Raw genomic sequence first — 19,082 nt, 5'->3', positions numbered from 1 at the left:
ATATTTTACAGGTTCCTAAGCCACAGTACCTTAAATATTTAACCCCATTATTCACAAAGGGAAAACCATTATGACTCATTTATCAATGACTGATTATCCAGTTGAACTGACACCGGAAACAGAAAAACTGTCGTTCACCAACATCAACAATACCAATGTAATCATCTCTCCAACATCAGACTTAACGATTTCCAAAGCACAGATAAAGATAGGCAGCGGTTTTAATATGCTAAGTTGGGCAGGAAACTCGTCCCTCGGTGGGCCAAACATTGTCAGCGCTAATTTTCGCGCCAATGGCAGCGCTGAATATGGCACAAATAATACGACGATCCTTTCCGCCAACTTCATCACCAAAGATATCCTGATTTCGACCGCCGCCAATGGCGCGAAATCCGCGGTCATCAACAGCAACATCGGCAACTTCGATCAATTTAGCCATATCGATCTCGCCGGCTATGTCGGCACCGGCAGCATATACCTCGATGGGCACCCCGTAGCGACCGAGGGAGCCCACACTTTTGACGCTGGCGTTATCTTCGGCAAGGCCATCATCAACAACAACGCTTATGCTAATGTCAGCAACATCGAGCAATCTCCCTACTTCCCCAGTGCGCCGCTTACTTTTGCCCTTAGCGGATTTGCTGATAACGTCCATTTAATTAACGCTAACGCCTCTTACTCCGCCGGGCAATATATCCCCACTACCATTCGTATATTTGATGACGCAACGGCTGCCAGTAAATTACATGTCGAGCTGGCGAAAGCTCAGGGAAGCAATGTCACGACCGATTTAAATATTGATATCGGCAAAGAGTTCAATCCTTATACCGACACGCCTCCCGCCTACAGCAACCAGAAAATCAACGGCGGTACCTTCGCCGTCACCAGTCATTACACGAATAGTCTGGTGAAGGAAATATTAAATATCACCTCCAACCTTACCCATTCTGAATTAACGTTATCCGGCGGAAGCAATCACATCACGGATATCAGCCTCAACGGTTTCGCACTGGGTGGTGCGAATAATTATGTACTGAAGCTCAATGTCAAAGCGGGCTTTACCGATTCGCTGGCCCACATCTACGTGGGCGAGTTGAGCAACCCTAACGGCAATCTCGCGCCAATCAGCGTGGACATTCACAGTGAAATCGGCGGGACCGGCGGCGGTGACTTTTATAACACACTGACCAGCCTGCAAAACAGCGGGCAGTTCAGCACAGTTATCAATACGCTGGTCGGCAAGCAATTGGTGGTAGAAGGCGCTTCGCAAGACGACCGTTTCAGCGTGATCGGCAACACGACCATCACCGGACATGGCTCGGGTGTGCATGGCGACACGATCAATTTCGCTCAAAGCTCCATTTCCAGCCAGGTCAAAATCACTGATTATAATGCGGCCAACGACCGGATCAATGCAGGCGACGCCGCACAGCAATGGACGTTCTCAGCGGCCGGCGGCAAATCGTTGGTTACCTATGGCGACTACGGTAATGCGAGCAATTTGAATACCTTATTCTCCACGTTGGGTGGCGGTGCCGATGCACAATCCCTATTCAGCGCCGCGCTTAGTAAAGCCACCGGCGGCGCCAGCGAACATGCGCTGGCGGAAGTCGGAGCCATAAAGCTGGGCAATGCGCTGTATATCATCATCGACAGCAATGGCAACCACGGCTTTGACAGTCAGGATATCGTCTTCTCGTTAGGTAACCGCGATCTGCAACAAACGGTGGCGGACATGCATTACAATTCACCGTCGATCGAGCTGAGTGGTATGGCCGCACCGCAGTTGGATGCACTGGCATAAAAATGCAAAAGCCCCGGCTTGGCCGGCCGGGGCTTTTGGGGATTGTCAAAGCCTAAACGGGTATTCTCCGTTACACACTGATATCCGCATCACCATCATCGGGAAGCATAATTTCACGCACTACGCTGGTGGCGAAGCTGCCTGCTGGCAGCCAGAAGCGCAGTTCCACGGTAACGTCATCCCACCAGTTCCACTGCAAATTTTGCGGCTGCAACAGCAGGGCCCGACGAGCGGGTTCGACACGCTCGCGCTTTAAAAGCGTAAGCAATTCCGGTTGTTCCGCCAAGCATTGTTGTTCAAAAGCCAAGGCTTTGCCGGCGGTGCCTGGCTCACCGTCGCCCGGCAACGCCGCGGTGACAACCAACTCGCCGGCATCCAGCCGTTGCTGCAACGTCTCCAGCTCATCGGCCTTGGCGACGAACCAGCTGCCGCGGCCGCTCAACTGCAGGGCGTCCCCCTCCAGCACGGTGCGCTGCAGGCCGTCGGCCAGGCGCCGGCCGACTATCAGATTGAACAGCGCGCTGCGGCTGGCGGAAAGGTAGAAGCTGCGTTTGCTGCGCTCTTTGACGCGGATTTCGTCGTTTGCCCAGCGACGCGCCATCACCAGATTGTTGCCGCCGCGGCCGAAGCGCTGGCTGCCGAAATAGTTTGGCACGCCCTGCGCGGCGATAGCCTGCAGACGGTTTTCCACGTCCTGACGATCGGAAATGTGGCGCAGCACCAGCGTAAAGTGGTTACCCTTCAGGTTGCCGATGCGCATTTTGCGCAGGTGGCGGGCGAACGAGAGCACCTCGCAGCCTTCCAGCGCAAACTGTGAGAAATCCGGCGTGTCCTTGCCCGGCATATGCAGGCAGAACCACTGTTCGGTCACCGCGTGGCGATCCTTCAAGCCGGCATAGCTGACGGAACGGGCGTGAATACCGGCGAAGCGCGCCAGATAGTCGGCCACGAACTGGGTATTGCAGCCGTTTTTACGGATGTTCACCAGCACGTGCTCGCCTTCGCCGTCCGGCGCAAAGCCCAGGTCTTCCACCACCACGAAATCTTCCGGATTGGCTTTCAACACCCCGGTGCTCTGCGGCCGGCCATGCAGCCAGGTCAGATTCGCCATATCCATGCAGTTATTCCTTAATCAGCAAGGCGACCGCTTCGCACGCGATGCCCTCGCCGCGCCCGGTGAAGCCGAGCTGCTCGGTGGTCGTGGCCTTCACGTTGACGTCATCCATATGGCACTGCAGATCTTCCGCCAGGAAGACGCGCATCTGCGGGATGTGCGGCGCCATTTTCGGCGCCTGAGCGATAATCGTGATATCGAGGTTACCGAGGCGGTATCCTTTGGCGCGGATACGTTTCCAGGCTTCGCGCAGCAGCTCGCGGCTGTCCGCGCCCTTGAAAGCCGGATCGGTATCGGGGAACAGCTTGCCGATATCACCCAGCGCCGCAGCGCCCAGCAAGGCGTCGGTCGCGGCGTGCAGCGCAACGTCGCCGTCGGAATGGGCCAGCAAACCTTTGTCGTAAGGGATGCGAACGCCACCGATCACCAACGGGCCTTCGCCGCCGAATTTATGTACGTCAAAACCGTGACCGATACGCATGGTGCGCTCCTTAATTGTCTAACTGAGTCAAATAGAACGCCGCCAGCGCCAAATCCTCCGGCCGCGTTACTTTAATGTTGTCCGCCCGGCCGGCGATCAGCTGCGGATGATAACCGCAATGCTCCAGCGCCGAGGCTTCGTCGGTGACGTTAGCGCCTTCATCCAGCGCGCGCTGCAGGCACTGCTTGAGCAGCGGCAGCGGAAACAGCTGCGGCGTCAGCGCATGCCACAGATCCTGCCGTTCGACGGTGTGGGCGATGGTGTCGCGGCCAGGTTCGGCGCGTTTCATGGTGTCACGCACCGGCGCGGCAAGAATGCCGCCGACCTTGCTGTGTGCGGTGATCGCCAGCAGGCGCTCGAGATCGTCGGCGTGCAGGCAGGGGCGCGCAGCGTCATGCACCAGCACCCAGTCCGCATCGCCCGCGAGCTTCAGCCCGGCCATCACCGAATCAGCGCGCTGTTTGCCGCCCTGAGTGACGGTCACCCGCGGATCCTGGGCGATGGGCAGCCGTTCGAACTGGCGATCTTCCGGGCTAATCGCCACGATCACCCGTTCAATGCGCGGGTGGCGCAACAGGGCATGGATAGCGTGTTCGACGATGCTGTGCCGGCCGATGGTTAAATATTGCTTCGGGCATTCCGCCTGCATGCGGCTGCCGATACCGGCAGCGGGCAGGACGGCAATCACCGAGGGAAAGGTGCCTGCGGAGTGATTCATGCGTTATTTTTGTGCGTTATTTTGCGAGGAAGACGCCGCGTTGCGTCTGGATTGGTCAGGAACCAGACGATAGAAAGTCTCACCGGGCTTGATCATGCCCAGCTCATTACGCGCTCGCTCTTCGATCGCTTCCTGACCGCCGTTCAAATCATCGATTTCGGCAAACAGCTGATCGTTACGCGCTTTCAACTTGGCGTTACTGCCCTGTTGGACCGCAACGTCTTCATTGACTCGCACGTAATCGTGAATACCATTTTTGCCCAGCCACAGTGAATACTGTAACCAACCGAGCAATGCCAGCAATAGCAGCGTAAGTTTTCCCATCTCCGCCCCCTGAAAAACCGACCAATCATCCCACAACTTCTCGTTGGACTCCACACTGAGAGCGGCATTTCAACGCCAAATTCAGAATACGGATGAAGGATTCTCGACTTTATCGCCTAATTCCGCCGCGAAAGCGGTAAAAAAAGCCCCTTTGCCCGGCACGCGCGGCGCATTTTCCGATGAGACATACACTGCCCTCCCCCCATTATGCAGCAAGAACCACTGCATCGCCGCTTGCTGACCCATCGCTTACGCCAAAACAACGTCAAAAGTGAATATTTAACACCATAGAAAGAATAATTCTCCTGCAGTGGTTGCACTTTCATTCATTGGAGCTTATTTTTATGCACTCATAGTGCATAAATAATTCCAATATATAACCATTCATTATCGGGGATCGCGATGTTAAAACGTTTAGTTCTGATCGGCGCCTGCCTGGCCGCCACCTTCTCCACCGCCGTATTGGCGGCTGAAACGACCTACGTCGTCGGCTCCGGCGGCACCTATCGGCCGTTTGAGTTTGAAAACAGCCAAAAGCAGCTGGAAGGTTTCGACATCGACATCATCAAAGCGGTAGCCAAGGCCGAAGGTTTCCAGATCAAACTGATCAATACGCCATGGGAAGGGATCTTCGCCACATTGAATTCCGGCGATCGCGATATCATCATTTCCGGCATCACCATCACCGACAAGCGCAAGCAAATGGTTGATTTCTCGGCGCCATACTTCCCGGCCGAGCAGGCTATCGTGGTGCCGCAAGACTCGACGGTAGACTCCATCGCCGCGCTGAAAGCGCTGAAGGTCGGCGTGGTGAACTCCAGCACCGGCGACATCGTGGTGTCCGATGTGCTGGGCAAAAACAGCACTGCCATCAAGCGCTTCGACAATACCCCGCTGATGCTGCAGGAACTGTATGAAGACGGCATCGGCGCGGCGGTCGGCGACGTCGGCGTGGCCAAGTTCTACATCAAGACCCACCCTGAGAAAGCCTTCAAGCTGGTACCCGACGCCAAGTTCGAGCGCCAGTATTTCGGCATCGCCGTCGCCAAAGGCAACGACGAACTGCGCAACAAGATCAACGCCGGCCTGAAGAAAATCGTCGCCGACGGCACCTACGCCAAGATCTACCAAACCTGGTTCGACAGCAACCTACCGACGCTGCCGGCGGAATAATGCCCTGTCGCCGGCGCCCACCAGGCCGCCGGCGCACCACCGTTTCAGCCTACCAAGAAGGAACGCCCTTTGAACTTCCGCTGGGAGATCATCCAGGAATACGCGCCGCTGTTTATGGAAGGCGCCTGGATGACCATCAAATGCACCATTATCTGCGTGCTGCTGGGCACCACCTGGGGATTGATCCTCGGGCTGGGCCGTTTGGCGCAGGCGCCGCACGGCATCTGGAAACCCATCCTGCATTACGGCGTTCAGTGGCCGGTACGCATTTACATCAGCGCCTTTCGCGGCACGCCGCTGTTCGTACAAATCATGGTCGTGCATTTCGCTCTGGTGCCGCTGTTCATCAATCCGCGCGACGGCCTGTTGGTCACCAGCGGCCTGATGAGCGTCGATTTCGCCCGTGCTCTGCGCGCCGACTACGGTGCCTTTCTTTCCTGCGTGGTGGCGATCACGCTCAACGCCGGCGCCTATGTGTCGGAGATCTTCCGCGCCGGGATCCAATCGATCGATCGCGGCCAGATGGAGGCTTCGCGTTCGCTGGGCATGAGCTACGGCAAGACCATGCGACAGGTTATCTTGCCGCAGGCCTTCCGCCGCATGCTGCCGCCGCTGGGCAACAACGCCATCGCGATCGTCAAGGATTCGTCGCTGGCCTCCGCCATCGGCCTGGCGGATCTGGCCTATGCCGCCCGTACCGTCTCCGGCGCCTACGCCACTTACTGGGAGCCCTATCTGACCATTTCGCTGGTCTATTGGGTCATCACCTTCCTGCTCTCGCTGCTGGTGCAACACATGGAAAAGAGGTTCGGTAAAAGTGATTCGCGTACATAACCTGCAAAAACAGTTCGGCGAGAGCCACGTGCTGCGCGGCATTTCCTGTCAGATCGCCGCCAACGAAGTGGTGTGCGTCATCGGCCCTTCCGGCTCAGGGAAGAGCACCTTCCTGCGCTGCATCAACGCGCTGGAAACGCTCTCCGGCGGCGAGATCGAGGTGAATGGCTTCGCCGTCCACGATCAGAAAACCGACCTGAACAAAATGCGTGAAAGCGTGGGCATGGTATTTCAGCGCTTCAACCTGTTCCCGCACATGACGGTGTTGGAAAACATCATCATGGCACCGGTAAGCGTGAAGAAACTGCCTCGCGCCGAAGCCATTACGCAAGCTGAACAGCTGCTGCGCAAGGTCGGCCTGCTCGACAAGATTGACGCCTACCCCAACAGCCTGTCCGGCGGCCAGCAGCAGCGGGTGGCGATCGCCCGCGCGCTGGCGATGGAGCCGAAGATCATGCTGTTCGACGAACCGACCTCCGCGCTCGATCCGGAGCTGGTGGGGGAAGTATTGGCAGTGATGAAATCGCTGGCCCACGAGGGCATGACCATGGTGGTGGTAACGCATGAGATGGGCTTTGCCCGCGAGGTGGCCGACCGGGTGCTGTTTATCGATCAGGGGATCATTCAGGAGGAAGGCGCACCGCAGCAGATCTTCAGCCATCCGACTAATCCGCGCACTCAGGCATTTCTAAGCAAAGTTTTGTAACCTTCGGCACCGCTTTGCAATCCTTCGGGCGCCGGCATCGGCGCCCGCTCCCTCACCACCCGGTCAGGAAGCTGAACACCAGCCAAAACAGGCACAGCACAATGGTGCCGGTCAACAGCAGCGTCAAGATCAGACGACCGCGCAGCAGCATGCTGAGGGTGATGCCGATCAACACCGACAGCGGCATCAGCGCCAGGAAGAATGGCCAAGTATAAAGCAGGAAAAACAGCGTGTTGGAACCGTAAACCAGAAACGGCAACGCGAACGCCAGCCAGTAGAAAACAAAGCCGCTGACGCCGCCCAGGAAAGAATAAGAAGGCTCCTCTCTCTCCTGTTTTGATTGCTTGGCGTCGATCAAGATAGGCGTGACATTTTGCATAGTGATCCCTGGTTATTCGGCTCGCTCTGCGGCGGCTTAGAGTAAAAAGCGCATGGCGAAAAACGCCACACGCTTTTTTTGAATTCAGGGTTTGATAATAGCCTGACCACGCAACACGTCTAACAATTGCGCAATCAAATTTGTTACCAATTGTTGGCCATCAAGGTGAATTTCCGGCTGCTGCGGCGCCTCGTAAACCGCGTCGATACCGGTGAAATTGCGCAGCTCGCCGGCGCGCGCTTTCTTATACAATCCCTTCGGATCGCGCGCCTCGCAGATCGCCAACGGCGTATCGACAAACACCTCGATAAAGCGATCGTCGCCGAGCATCTCGCGCACCATTTGCCGCTCGGCGCGGTGCGGCGAAATGAACGCGGTCAGCACCACCAGCCCGGCGTCCACCATCAGCTTGGCCACTTCCCCCACCCGGCGAATGTTCTCGCGCCGATCCTCGTCGGAGAAGCCGAGATCGCGGCACAGGCCATGGCGCACGTTATCGCCGTCCAGCAGGTAGGTGCTGACGCCGAGCCCATGCAGCGCCTGCTCCAGCGTGCCGGCGACGGTGGATTTGCCCGAGCCGGACAGCCCGGTAAACCACAGCACCGCGCCGCGATGGCCGTTGCGCGCTTCGCGATCCGCGCGCGTCACCGCGTGCGGATGCCAAACCACATTTTCGTCGTCCGGCCCGGTCGCCCTCAGTTCAACGGCCACCTTATCGGCCACCGAGCAGATCGCGCGCGCCCCAGTGCGGGAAGTGCTTGCGCACCAGCGCATTCAGCTCCAGCTCGAAGGCGCTGAATTCGCCGCGCGCCGCCGATGCGGCCTGCAGCGTCTCACGCACCAGACCGGCACCAACCGTCACGTTGCTCATGCGATCGATAAAGATCAGCCCGCCGGTGTCGTGATTGTTCTGGTAGCTGTCCAGCACCAGCGGTTCGTCGAAGGTCAGTTCCACCAATCCGATGCCGTTGAGCGGCAACGTGTCGGCCGGATGCTGCGTCAGCGTATTGATCTCCACCTGATGACGGATGCTCTCCACGCGTGCGCGGGTCTTTTTACCGGCGATCTTGATGTCGTAGCTCTGACCCGGCACCAACGGCTGCTCGGCCATCCATACTACGTCCACCAGCGCGCTCTGCGCCGCCTGCAGACTTTCGCCGGCGTCGACCAGCAGATCGCCCCGGCTGATGTCCACTTCATCCTTCAGCACCAGCGTAATCGCCTCGCCCGGCACCGCTTCTTGCAGATCGCCGTCGAAGGTCACGATGCGCGCCACGCTGGACTCCACACCGGAAGGCAGCACTTTGACCCGTTGCCCCACCCGCACCACGCCGGCAGACAGCGTGCCGGCATAGCCGCGAAAATCGAGGTTCGGGCGGTTGACGTACTGCACCGGGAAACGCAGCGGCTGGTTTTCTCGCTCGCTGATCACGTCAACGCTCTCCAGCACTTCCAGCAGCGTCGGGCCGCTGTACCACGGCATATGGGCGCTTTCGCTCGCCACGTTGTCGCCGTCCAGCGCCGACAGCGGCACAAATTTGATGTCCAGGTCGCCTGGCAGCTGCTGGGCGAAGGTCAGGTAATCCTGTTTGAACTGCTCGAACACCGCTTCCTGATAGTCCACCAGATCCATCTTGTTCACCGCGACCACCAGATGGCGAATGCCCAGCAGGGTCGCGATAAAGCTGTGGCGGCGAGTCTGATCCAGCACCCCTTTGCGCGCGTCGATCAACAGGATCGCCAGATCGCAGGTCGAGGCGCCGGTGGCCATGTTGCGGGTGTACTGCTCATGCCCCGGGGTATCGGCGATGATAAACTTGCGTTTTTCGGTCGAGAAGTAGCGATAGGCCACGTCGATGGTGATGCCTTGTTCGCGCTCGGCCTGCAGGCCGTCCACCAGCAGCGCCAGATCGAGCTTCTCGCCCTGGGTGCCGATGCGTTTGCTGTCGCTGTGCAGCGTCGACAGCTGATCCTCGTAGATCTGGCGGGTATCGTGCAGCAGGCGGCCGATCAGGGTGCTTTTGCCGTCGTCGACGCTGCCGCAGGTCAGAAAGCGCAGCAGGCTCTTGTGCTGCTGCGCGTGCAGATAGGACTCGACGCCGCCCTGGTCAGCGATTTGTTGTGCAATTGCGTTGTTCATCCGGCGGCTCCTTAGAAATACCCTTGACGCTTTTTCAGCTCCATCGAGCCGGACTGATCGCGATCGATCATCCGCCCCTGGCGTTCACTGGTGGTGGAGACCAGCATTTCTTCGATGATCTCCGGCAGGGTTTGCGCCTGCGAGTCCACCGCGCCGGTCAGCGGCCAGCACCCCAGGGTGCGGAAACGCACCATGCGCTGGCTGATCACTTCGCCCGGCTGCAGATCGATGCGATCGTCGTCCACCATCATCAGCATGCCGTCGCGCTCCACCACCGGGCGTGGTTTCGCCAGGTACAGCGGCACGATGTCGATCTTTTCCAGGAAGATGTACTGCCAGATATCCAGCTCGGTCCAGTTCGACAGCGGGAAGACGCGGATGCTCTCCCCTTTGTTGATCTGGCCGTTGTAGTTGTGCCACAGCTCCGGCCGCTGGTTTTTCGGATCCCAGCGGTGGAAGCGATCGCGGAACGAATAGATGCGCTCTTTGGCGCGCGATTTCTCCTCGTCGCGCCGCGCACCGCCGAAGGCGGCGTCGAAACCGTACTTGTTCAGCGCCTGCTTCAGGCCCTCGGTCTTCATGATGTCGGTATGCTTGGCGCTGCCGTGCACGAACGGGTTAATGCCCATCGCCACCCCTTCCGGGTTTTTATGCACCAGCAGCTCGAAGCCGTACTCCTTCGCGGTGCGATCGCGGAATTCGTACATTTCGCGGAATTTCCAGCCGGTATCGACGTGCAGCAGCGGGAACGGCAGCGTGCCGGGGAAGAACGCCTTGCGCGCCAGATGCAGCATCACGGAAGAGTCTTTGCCGATGGAATACAGCATCACCGGGTTGGCGAATTCAGCGGCGACTTCACGGATGATATGGATACTCTCCGCCTCCAATTGCCGCAAATGAGTGAGTCGTTTTTCGTCCATAACAGGTCCTTAAAAGCCTTGCCTATGCCAAATTCACGACGGCCGGGCGCGCTGCCCCTTCCGTCTGCGATTGATGCCCGAACCAGGCGATTTGATGGTGCAGTTCCACCACTTCGCCGATCACCAACAGCGCCGGCAGCGGCGCCTGTTGGGCCAGGTGTTCCAGTTGTTCCAGCGTGCCGATCTGCACCTGCTGATCGGCGCGCGTGCCGCGGCTGATCACCGCCACCGGCGTCGCGGCAGCGCGACCGTGGGCGATCAGCCGCTGGCTAATGTCCGCCCCCTTCATCGTGCCCATGTAGATAGCCAACGTCTGCCGCGCCCGAGCCAGATCGGCCCAGTCCAGGCCATCGCCGTCGGGGCGGCAGTGGCCGGTGATAAAGGTCACGCTCTGCGCGTGGTCGCGGTGCGTCAGCGGAATGCCGGCGTAGGCGGTCGCCCCCGCGGCGGCCGTGACGCCCGGCACCACCTGGAAAGGAATGCCGGCGGCGGCGGCCACCTGCAGCTCTTCGCCGCCGCGGCCAAAGATGAACGGATCGCCACCCTTGAGGCGCACCACGCGTTTGCCCTGCTGCGCCAGTTCCACCAGCAGCCGATTGGTCTCCTCCTGGATCACCGAGTGCGCGCCGGCGCGCTTGCCCACGCAGATGCGTTCGGCGTCACGGCGCACCAGATCGAGGATTTCGCCGCTGACCAGATGGTCATACAGCACCACGTCCGCCTGCTGCATCACCTGCAGCCCACGCAGGGTCAACAGCCCCACGTCGCCCGGCCCGGCGCCCACCAACGCTATCTCGCCCTGGGCGCCCTCATCGCCTGCGGCGAAGCGGTGTAAATCCTGCTCCAGCTGGCGTTCCGCCTGCGCCGTCTGGCCGTTGGCCACCAGCGTGGCGAAACGGCCGCCGAAGGTTTTTTCCCAGAAACGGCGGCGTTCGCCGATCGAAGCCAACCGCTGTTTGACCTGGCCGCGCCAGCGGCCCGCCACCTGCGCCATCTGCCCCAAACTGGCGGGTAGCAACGCCTCCAGCTTTTCGCGCAGCAACCGCGCCAGCACCGGCGCCTGGCCGCTGGACGATACGGCCACCACCAGCGGCGAGCGATCGATGATCGACGGGAAGATGAACGAACAACGCGGCTGATCGTCCACCACGTTGGCCAGCACCCGGCGTTTATCCGCCTCGGCGAACACCGCGGCGTTCAACGCGTTGTCGTCCGTGGCGGCGATCGCCAGAAACACGTCGTCCAGCTGCTGCGGATCAAAGCTTTTCCCCAGCCAGAGCACCTGCCCTTGCTGACGTTGTTGTTCCAGTTCCGGTGAGAGCGACTGCGCAACTATCCGTATTTCAGCCCCGGCGCGCTGAAGCAGATCGACTTTGCGCGCCGCCACGTCACCACCGCCAACGACCAGTACCGGACGTTGTTTCAGGTCGGCGAATATTGGTAGATAGTCCACAACAGCCTTTTCATATAACAGAAAGATAGTGTGACTATACGGGCTGAGATTTAGCCTCTGAAATGACGAAAAGGAATGATTAGTTCCTTTATGGAATATAGGCCGCAACGCCGAAGGCAAACGGTGATACTCACGACAGCAGTTTGCGCGTTGGCGCGAAAATTAAGAGACAGGGAAATTGTGTAATGCCGCCCGGCGTCTCATACTGGGTGCCGAAGAAAAATGATCGGCAGCGCCGATAGCAAAGAAGGATTTTTCGGTATGTTTTCCCGTTTTTACCTGAAGACCAGCCTGCTGGCCCTCGCACTCGGCGGCGTCTTCAGCGTGTGTGCCGCACAGCCCGTAAAAGACGCGCCAATGGGCCGTTTCGCCGCCGAACAGACCCGCCACATCGCCACTTACTTCCCCGGCCGCATGGCGGGCAGCCCGGCCGAATTGCTCACCGCCGACTACCTGAAGCAGCAATTCAGCAAGATGGGTTACCAAAGCGATATTCGCAGCGTCAATACGCGCTATCTCTACACCAGCAAAGATGGCAAGAAGAACTGGAACAACGTCACCGCCAGCTCGGTGATCGCCGCCCGCAACGGCGACAGCCCGAAACAAATCGTGGTCGTCGCCCACTTCGACACCTATACGCCGCAGAGCGACGAGGATCTGGATAACAACCTCGGTGGCTTGACGCTGCAGGGCGTCGACGACAACGCCTCCGGCATCGGCGTAATGCTGGAACTGGCGGAACGCCTGAAGAACATCCCCACCGCCTACGGCCTGCGCTTCGTCGCCACCAGCGCCGAAGAGCTCGGTTCGCTGGGGGCGCAGAACTACCTGCATCGAATGAGTGCGGAAGAGAAAAGCAACACCGTGCTGGTGATCAATCTCGACAGCCTGATCACTGGCGATCGGCTGTACTTCAACGCCGGGCGCAACACGCCGCCGCAGATGGCGAAGCGCTCCCGCGATCGCGCGCTGGATATCGCCCATCGCTACGGCATCGCCGCCGCCACCAATCCAGGCAGCGCACAGCATCCGCAGGGCACCGGCTGCTGCTCCGATCAAGAGGTGTTCGATGCCGCAGGCATCCCGGTATTGTCGGTAGAGGCCACCAACTGGTCGTTGGGGGAGAAGGACGGCTATCAGCAGCGCGCCGTCAGCCCGCACTTCCCGCAGGGCATCACCTGGCACCGCCCGCAATACGACAACCTGCAGTATCTGGATCGCTATCTGCCGGGGCGGATCGACAAACGCAGCCGCGACAGCGTGCAGATCCTGCTGCCGCTGATCAAAGAGTTGGCGCAGGCACACCCGCCGAAAGCACAAAAGAAAAAGTAGCCTACAAAAAAGCAGGGCCCAGCATTGCTGAGCCCTGTCGGGTGATTCGCCTCTTTTAGCCTTCGTGCAGACCGCACTCGCGCTTCAGGCCGAAGAAACGCGTCTCTTCCTCACTCATGCCCGGCTCCCATTTCTGGGTGGTGTGGGTATCGCCTACCGACAGGTAGCCCTGTTCCCACAGCGGGTGATAACTCAGCCCGTGTTCGGTCAGATACTGGTAAATCTTGCGGTTGTCCCAGTCGATGATCGGCAGGATCTTGAACACCCCACGCTGCACCGCCAGCACCGGCAGATTGGCGCGGCTACCGGACTGCTCGCGCCGCAGACCGGCGAACCAGCTCTGCGCCCCCAGCGTCTCCAGCGCGCGGTTCATCGGCTCAACCTTGTTGATCTGGTTGTACTTTTCAATCCCTTCCACGCCCTGTTCCCACAGCTTGCCATAGCGCGCCTCTTGCCAGGCGGGAGACTGTTCGGCGCGGAACACCTGCAGATTCAGCTTCAGCTGGTCGGTCAGTTGATCGATAAAGCGATAGGTTTCCGGGAACAGGTAACCGGTGTCGGTCAGGATCACCGGGATATCCGGCCGGATGCGCGTCACCAGGTGCAGACATACCGCCGCCTGAATGCCGAAACTGGACGAGAGTACGAACTCGCCGGGCAGATGCTCCAGCGCCCATGCAACGCGCTGTTCGGCGCTGAGGGTCTCCAGTTGGCCGTTGACTACCGCCAATGCCAGCGCCTGCCCGGATTTGGGCAACGCGTTCAGCGCCGCCAGATCGAATTCAGCCATGTTGTCTCTCCTGATGCTTGAAATTACCTGCGCGGCCCCTCTGCCCAGAGGCCGCCCGGCCTCACTCCCAGAAATCTCGCGCCGGATCCAGCACCGGTTTGACGATGCCCGCACGCACGGTGAAGTCGCCGAAGCCTTCGCCGCCGTTGCGCTCCTCCGCCCAGCGCCCCACCAACAGGTCGATCTCGTTCAGGATCTCGTCTTCGTTGATGTTCTCGCGGTACATGCGCGGAATGCGCGTGCCTTCGCGGTTGCCGCCCAAATGCAGGTTATAACGGCCGACCGCCTTGCCCACCAGCCCCAGCTCCGCCAGCAGCGCGCGGCCGCAGCCGTTCGGGCAGCCGGTAATGCGCAGCACGATATGCTCGTCGCCCACCCCGTGCCGATGCATGATCCCCTCCACCTTGGTGACGAACTGCGGCAGGAAGCGCTCGGCCTCCGCCATCGCCAGCGGACAGGTCGGGAACGACACGCAGGCCATCGAATTCTTGCGTTGCTCGCTGATCTCGTCGTCGATCAGGCCATGATCGCGCGCTAGGGCTTCGATCTTCGCCTTCTCGCTTTCCGGCACGCCGGCGATGATCACGTTTTGGTTCGCCGTCAGACGGAAGTCACCTTTATGGATCTTGGCGATCTCCGCCATGCCGGTCTTCAGCGGGCGCCCCGGATAGTCCAGCAGGCGGCCGTTCTCGATAAACAGCGTCAGGTGCCATTGATCGTCGATGCCCTTCACCCAACCGATGCGATCGCCGCGGCCGGTGAATTCATACGGCCGGATCGGCGCGAAAGTAATGCCGGCGCGCTTTTCCACTTCGGCGCGGAAAACATCTACCCCGACGCGCTCCAGCGTGTATTTGGTCTTGGCGTTCTTGCGATCGGTGCGGTTGCCCCAGTCGCGCTGCGTGGTCACCACCGCTTCCGCTACCGCCAGCGTATGTTCGAGCGGAATGTAGCCGAACTCGCTGGCCTGGCGCGCGTAGGTTTTCTTGTTGCCGTGTTCGATGGACAGCCCGCCGCCCACCAGCAGGTTGAAGCCTACCAGCTTGCCGTTTTCGGCGATCGCCACAAAGTTCATGTCGTTGGCGTGCAGATCGACGTCGTTCTGTGGCGGGATCACCACCGTGGTTTTAAATTTGCGCGGCAGGTAGGTCGGCCCCAGAATCGGTTCTTCGTCGGTGGTGGCCACCTTTTCCTGATCCAGCCACACCTCGGCGTAGGCGCGGGTGCGCGGCAGCAGGTGTTCGGAGATCTTCTTCGCCCACTCGTAGGCTTCCTGATGCAGCTCGGACTCCACCGGATTGGAGGTGCACAGCACGTTGCGGTTCACGTCGTTGGCGGTCGCCAGCGCGTCCAGCCCCAGGCGGTTCAGCAGCTGGTGCACCGGTTTGACGTTGCCTTTCAGGATGCCGTGAAACTGGAACGTCTGGCGGTTGGTGATGCGAATGCTGCCGTACAGCGTGCTCTCCTGCGCGAACTTGTCGATGCCCAGCCACTGCTGTGGGCTGATGACGCCGCCCGGCAGGCGGCAGCGCAGCATCATGGCGTGGCGCGGCTCCAGCTTCTGCTCGGCGCGTTCGGCACGAATGTCACGGTCATCCTGCTGGTACATGCCGTGAAAACGGATCAGCAGGAAGTTGTCGCCGTTGAAGCCGCCGGTCAGGCCGTCGTTCAAATCTTCGGCGATGGTGCCACGCAGGAAGTTGCTTTCCTTCTTCATGCGCTCCGCATCGGCCAGTTTGCCTTCGACTACCAAAGGCCCGGGGTGTTTATCACTCATCAGTAAACATCTCGCTGATAACGGCGCTCAAGGCGCAGCTCACTTAAAAATTCATCCGCCTGCTCGGTATCCATGCCACCGTGCTCGGCCACCAGTTCCAGTAATGTGTTTTCCACGTCTTTCGCCATGCGATTGGCATCGCCGCAGACGTAAATGTGCGCGCCTTCCTGAATCCAGCGCCACACTTCTGCGCCCTGTTCGCGCAGTTTGTCTTGTACGTATATTTTATGTTGCTGGTCACGGGACCAGGCCAGATCGATGCGGGTCAGCAGGCCGTCTTTCACGTAGCGCTGCCATTCGACCTGGTACAGGAAATCTTCGGTAAAGTGCGGGTTGCCGAAGAACAGCCAGTTCTTGCCGCCGGCGCCGTCGGCGTCGCGCTGCTGCATAAAGGCGCGGAACGGCGCGATGCCGGTGCCCGGGCCGATCATGATCACCGGCGCTTCCGGATTGGCCGGCAGGCGGAAGTTGTCGTTGTGCTCGATAAACACCCGCACGTCACCGTCTTCCTCCAGGCGATCTGCCAGGAAGCCGGAGGCGCCGCCGCTGCGGGCGCGCCCGTCGATGTCGTAACGCACCACGCCCACGGTGATGTGCACTTCGCTTTCGTTCTCCGCCTGCGAAGAGGCGATGGAGTACAGGCGCGGCGTCAGCGGACGCAGCAGCCCGACCAGCTGTTCGGCGCTCAGATCCGCCGGCGCCTGGCGCACCATGTCGACGATCGGCGTGTTGTGCGCATACTGCTGTAGCGCAGCCTTATCCGCCAACAGACCGATCAGCGTTTCGTCGCGCGACAGCGCGGCGTATTTATCGACGATCGGCGTGGTGTTCTGCGTCAGTTCGAAATGGCTGCGCAGCGCCTGCGCCAGCGGAAGGGTCTGCCCTTCCACCTCGACCGGCTCGTCGCCTTTCAGCCACAACAGCTGCACCAGTTCGTCCACCAGCGCCGGATCGTTGTCGAACCATACGCCGAGCGCATCGCCCGGCTGATAGCGCAGGCCGGAGTCGCCCAGATCGATCTCGATATGGCGCACGTCTTTATCCGACGCGCGGCCGGTAATTTTCTGCTTGACCGCCAGTTGGGCGGTGAGCGGTTGTTCCTTGCTGTACGGACTGCTGTCGATCAGGTCAACCGCGCCGCTGGCCAACACGCCCGGCGCAGCGCTTTCCGCCGGCGCGCGCGCCTTCAGCACCGACACCACCTGTTTGCGCCAGGCGGCGGCCAGCTCCTGGTACTCCACGTCGGCATCTACGCGCTCCACCAGGCGCTCGGCACCCAGCTCGGCCAGCTTGCCGTCGAAATCTTTACCTGACTGGCAGAAATTCTCATAAGAGGTGTCGCCTAACCCGAACACCGCAAACGCGGTGTCATTGAGCTTCGGCGCCTTCTTCGAGAACAGGAATTTATGCAGCGCCACCGCTTCTTCCGCCGGTTCGCCTTCCCCTTGTGTGGAGGCGACGATCACCAACAGGCGCTCTTGCGCTATCTGTTTGAACTTGTAGTCGCCGGCGCTGACCAACGTGGCGCTCAGATTGGCGGCCAACAGATCGTCGCGCAACTGCTCCGCCAGGCGGCGCGCATTGCCGGTCTGCGAAGCGGAAATGATGGTGATGGCGGCCGCAGCCGCAGGGGCGGCAGGCGCAATGGCCACGGCTCCGGGCTGTTGATTGACCATGCCCCAAAAATAACCGGACAGCCACGCCAGCTGCGTCGGCGAATAGTCGCCGATCGTCGCCTGTAAGCGCGCCAGCTGTTCGGGCGTCAGCGGGAGCAAAGATGTTGGAGGAGCCTGAGTCGTCATTGCTGTACTTATTTCCTATACTTAGCGCCTTTCCTGCCAGGCGCGCGCCAGTGCCAGTCGCTGTCTCTTCGCTGCGTCGGGTGTGCGGAAAAGATCAGGAGAGTTTGTAAGGTTACCGAGCAGAATAGCAACGATTAAATAAGGGATAGCAATAAATCATAACCAAAATGACTAAGCTGTTTTTCTGGTAAGTGATAACGCTTAAACCGTTAAACAAAGTTTTTTATCCAGATGAAAATAAAGCACTTTTTTTCATCATTTTTTCACCGTTCAACATTTCGGCTCATAACCCCAGCCGATAGGTGCCGCAGACACCAAACAAAAAAAGTGTTAACCGGGTGCGTTTGCCGTGGCGGTAGACCATAACGGTATAAATGGCAAGCAGGCGCGCTTTCCGGTACTATGCGGCGGTTTTTGAGTCAATGAGGCCGTAATAATGGCAACCACGCTGTTTAAAGATTTTCAGTTTGAAGCCGCACACCGTTTGCCGCATGTACCGGAGGGCCACAAATGCGGCCGTCTGCATGGGCATTCGTTTATGGTGCGTCTGGAAGTGACCGGTGACGTGGATCCCCACACCGGTTGGGTGATGGATTTCGCCGAGCTCAAGGCTGTGTTTTCCCCGATCTGGGAGCGGCTGGATCACCATTATCTGAACGATATTCCAGGATTGGAAAATCCCACCAGCGAAGTGCTCGCCGCCTGGATTTGGCAGCAGCTCAAGCCTCAGTTACCGGAACTGACTGCGGTGATGGTGAAAGAGACCTGTACGGCGGGATGCGTATATAAAGGTTGATGCCGTGAGGGTATGTGCAGATACCCTCACACTACCTCGCCTTGCAGATCCAGGCGCCGCGCCACCCAGGGCCTTTCCGACAGGCTCAGCACCATTCCCCCGCGATAGACAAACGTTTTGCTCTCGCCATCCTCAATGAACGCCGTCTCGTTTTCCATCGCCCGATAGCCGGCGCCGGTATAGTACTTTTCGCTTACCGCAAACAGTATGGAATACGCGATCCCTTTACTGCGCAAATAGTCATGCGCCTTCACCAGCATGTTTGCGGCCACGCCGCGGCGCCGATACGTGTGTGCCACGGCCACCAGCCCGATGATGCCGATCACCTCGGCCTCACCGTCAATCAACACCGGCCGCTCATGCACCGCCAGTTGGCCGACGATCGCCTCGCCTTCCGCGGCGGTCACCAGGCAAGCCGGCACCTGCTGCAGATAAAATCCGTCGGTTATCTCGGGGAAAGCGTCGGACAACAGCGAGCGAATCGAACGCAATTCCGCTTCCGTCACCGCCTCGAATGCGCGCGATAAAATCTTCACCGA

19 protein-coding genes are annotated in these 19,082 nt (G+C 59.5%); 6 read left to right on the top strand and 13 right to left on the bottom strand.

Annotated elements, in window-relative coordinates; all coding sequences use genetic code 11:
- Positions 1-70 precede the first annotated feature (70 nt).
- Entirely contained in the window at positions 71-1,804 is a 1,734-nt protein-coding gene (locus WA302_RS21390; protein WP_261427521.1) for a hypothetical protein, read from the top strand.
- Positions 1,805-1,874: 70 nt separating this feature from the next.
- On the opposite strand, the gene truD is transcribed toward WA302_RS21390, so the two are convergent.
- The 4 genes from truD to ftsB are packed head-to-tail and all read right to left on the bottom strand — an operon-like array spanning position 1,875 to position 4,441.
- Positions 1,875-2,921: a tRNA pseudouridine(13) synthase TruD gene (gene truD, locus WA302_RS21385; RefSeq protein WP_261456539.1), complete on the bottom strand. Its 1,047-nt coding sequence runs from the start codon at positions 2,919-2,921 to the stop codon at positions 1,875-1,877.
- 4 nt (positions 2,922-2,925) lie between these two features.
- Positions 2,926-3,399 carry a 2-C-methyl-D-erythritol 2,4-cyclodiphosphate synthase gene (ispF, locus tag WA302_RS21380; RefSeq protein ID WP_004932594.1) on the bottom strand — a complete coding sequence of 158 codons (474 nt, stop codon included), beginning with the start codon at positions 3,397-3,399 and terminating at the stop codon, positions 2,926-2,928.
- Between the two features lie 10 nt (positions 3,400-3,409).
- Positions 3,410-4,117 (bottom strand): 2-C-methyl-D-erythritol 4-phosphate cytidylyltransferase, encoded by a 708-nt coding sequence (gene ispD / locus WA302_RS21375; protein ID WP_043135831.1) that lies wholly within the window; start codon positions 4,115-4,117, stop codon positions 3,410-3,412.
- Positions 4,118-4,120: 3 nt separating this feature from the next.
- Positions 4,121-4,441, bottom strand: a complete 321-nt coding sequence (gene ftsB / locus WA302_RS21370) for a cell division protein FtsB (RefSeq protein ID WP_021505314.1) — start codon at positions 4,439-4,441, stop codon at positions 4,121-4,123.
- A 402-nt stretch (positions 4,442-4,843) separates the two neighbouring features.
- Between ftsB and WA302_RS21365 the strand changes: the two genes are divergently transcribed.
- From WA302_RS21365 to WA302_RS21355, 3 genes are all read left to right on the top strand, one after another.
- Positions 4,844-5,614 carry a basic amino acid ABC transporter substrate-binding protein gene (locus WA302_RS21365; RefSeq protein ID WP_261456540.1) on the top strand — a complete coding sequence of 257 codons (771 nt, stop codon included), beginning with the start codon at positions 4,844-4,846 and terminating at the stop codon, positions 5,612-5,614.
- Between the two features lie 114 nt (positions 5,615-5,728).
- Entirely contained in the window at positions 5,729-6,448 is a 720-nt protein-coding gene (locus WA302_RS21360) for an amino acid ABC transporter permease (RefSeq protein ID WP_042706788.1), read from the top strand.
- Positions 6,432-7,154, top strand: coding sequence for an amino acid ABC transporter ATP-binding protein (locus WA302_RS21355; RefSeq protein ID WP_043135839.1), 723 nt, complete (start codon positions 6,432-6,434; stop codon positions 7,152-7,154). The genes WA302_RS21360 and WA302_RS21355 overlap by 17 nt, the downstream gene beginning before the upstream one ends.
- A 52-nt stretch (positions 7,155-7,206) precedes the next feature.
- Here WA302_RS21355 and WA302_RS21350 read toward each other — a convergent pair whose 3' ends face one another.
- From WA302_RS21350 to cysG, 5 genes are all read right to left on the bottom strand, one after another.
- A complete protein-coding gene (locus tag WA302_RS21350; RefSeq protein ID WP_025301616.1) occupies positions 7,207-7,533 on the bottom strand; it encodes a DUF3561 family protein in 327 nt (108 codons plus the stop codon).
- A gap of 84 nt (positions 7,534-7,617) precedes the next feature.
- Positions 7,618-8,307, bottom strand: coding sequence for an adenylyl-sulfate kinase (gene cysC / locus WA302_RS21345; protein WP_080287102.1), 690 nt, complete (start codon positions 8,305-8,307; stop codon positions 7,618-7,620).
- A complete protein-coding gene (gene cysN, locus WA302_RS21340; RefSeq protein ID WP_043135846.1) occupies positions 8,246-9,673 on the bottom strand; it encodes a sulfate adenylyltransferase subunit CysN in 1,428 nt (475 codons plus the stop codon). Before cysN ends, cysC begins: the two co-directional genes overlap by 62 nt.
- 11 nt (positions 9,674-9,684) lie before the next feature.
- Positions 9,685-10,593 carry a sulfate adenylyltransferase subunit CysD gene (gene cysD, locus WA302_RS21335; protein ID WP_004932620.1) on the bottom strand — a complete coding sequence of 303 codons (909 nt, stop codon included), beginning with the start codon at positions 10,591-10,593 and terminating at the stop codon, positions 9,685-9,687.
- Between the two features lie 22 nt (positions 10,594-10,615).
- On the bottom strand, positions 10,616-12,046 hold the full coding sequence (gene cysG / locus WA302_RS21330; RefSeq protein WP_261438960.1) for a siroheme synthase CysG: 1,431 nt from the start codon (positions 12,044-12,046) through the stop codon (positions 10,616-10,618).
- A gap of 261 nt (positions 12,047-12,307) precedes the next feature.
- Here cysG and WA302_RS21325 point away from each other — a divergent pair, with 261 nt between their 5' ends.
- Entirely contained in the window at positions 12,308-13,378 is a 1,071-nt protein-coding gene (locus WA302_RS21325; RefSeq protein ID WP_261438959.1) for an aminopeptidase, read from the top strand.
- A gap of 55 nt (positions 13,379-13,433) precedes the next feature.
- Here WA302_RS21325 and WA302_RS21320 read toward each other — a convergent pair whose 3' ends face one another.
- The 3 genes from WA302_RS21320 to cysJ form a co-directional block, all read right to left on the bottom strand.
- The gene (locus WA302_RS21320; RefSeq protein ID WP_016929052.1) at positions 13,434-14,168 is read right to left on the bottom strand and encodes a phosphoadenylyl-sulfate reductase; all 735 of its coding nucleotides are present in this window, start codon (positions 14,166-14,168) and stop codon (positions 13,434-13,436) included.
- Positions 14,169-14,229: 61 nt separating this feature from the next.
- A complete protein-coding gene (cysI, locus tag WA302_RS21315) occupies positions 14,230-15,945 on the bottom strand; it encodes an assimilatory sulfite reductase (NADPH) hemoprotein subunit (RefSeq protein WP_043135856.1) in 1,716 nt (571 codons plus the stop codon).
- A complete protein-coding gene (cysJ, locus tag WA302_RS21310) occupies positions 15,945-17,747 on the bottom strand; it encodes an NADPH-dependent assimilatory sulfite reductase flavoprotein subunit (RefSeq protein WP_049294836.1) in 1,803 nt (600 codons plus the stop codon). The genes cysI and cysJ overlap by 1 nt, the downstream gene beginning before the upstream one ends.
- Before the next feature lie 436 nt (positions 17,748-18,183).
- Here cysJ and queD point away from each other — a divergent pair, with 436 nt between their 5' ends.
- Entirely contained in the window at positions 18,184-18,543 is a 360-nt protein-coding gene (queD, locus tag WA302_RS21305; protein WP_025301608.1) for a 6-carboxytetrahydropterin synthase QueD, read from the top strand.
- A 26-nt stretch (positions 18,544-18,569) separates the two neighbouring features.
- Here the strand turns inward: queD and WA302_RS21300 are convergent, their stop codons facing one another.
- Positions 18,570-19,079, bottom strand: a complete 510-nt coding sequence (locus WA302_RS21300) for a GNAT family N-acetyltransferase (RefSeq protein ID WP_053088492.1) — start codon at positions 19,077-19,079, stop codon at positions 18,570-18,572.
- Between the last annotated feature and the right edge of the window lie 3 nt (positions 19,080-19,082).

This window comes from Serratia sp. 201 (genome assembly GCF_037027545.1).
Classification (GTDB): Bacteria; Pseudomonadota; Gammaproteobacteria; order Enterobacterales; family Enterobacteriaceae; genus Serratia; species Serratia bockelmannii.
Note: the sequence above shows the minus strand (reverse complement) of the source record. Positions and strands in the feature narration are given on the sequence as shown.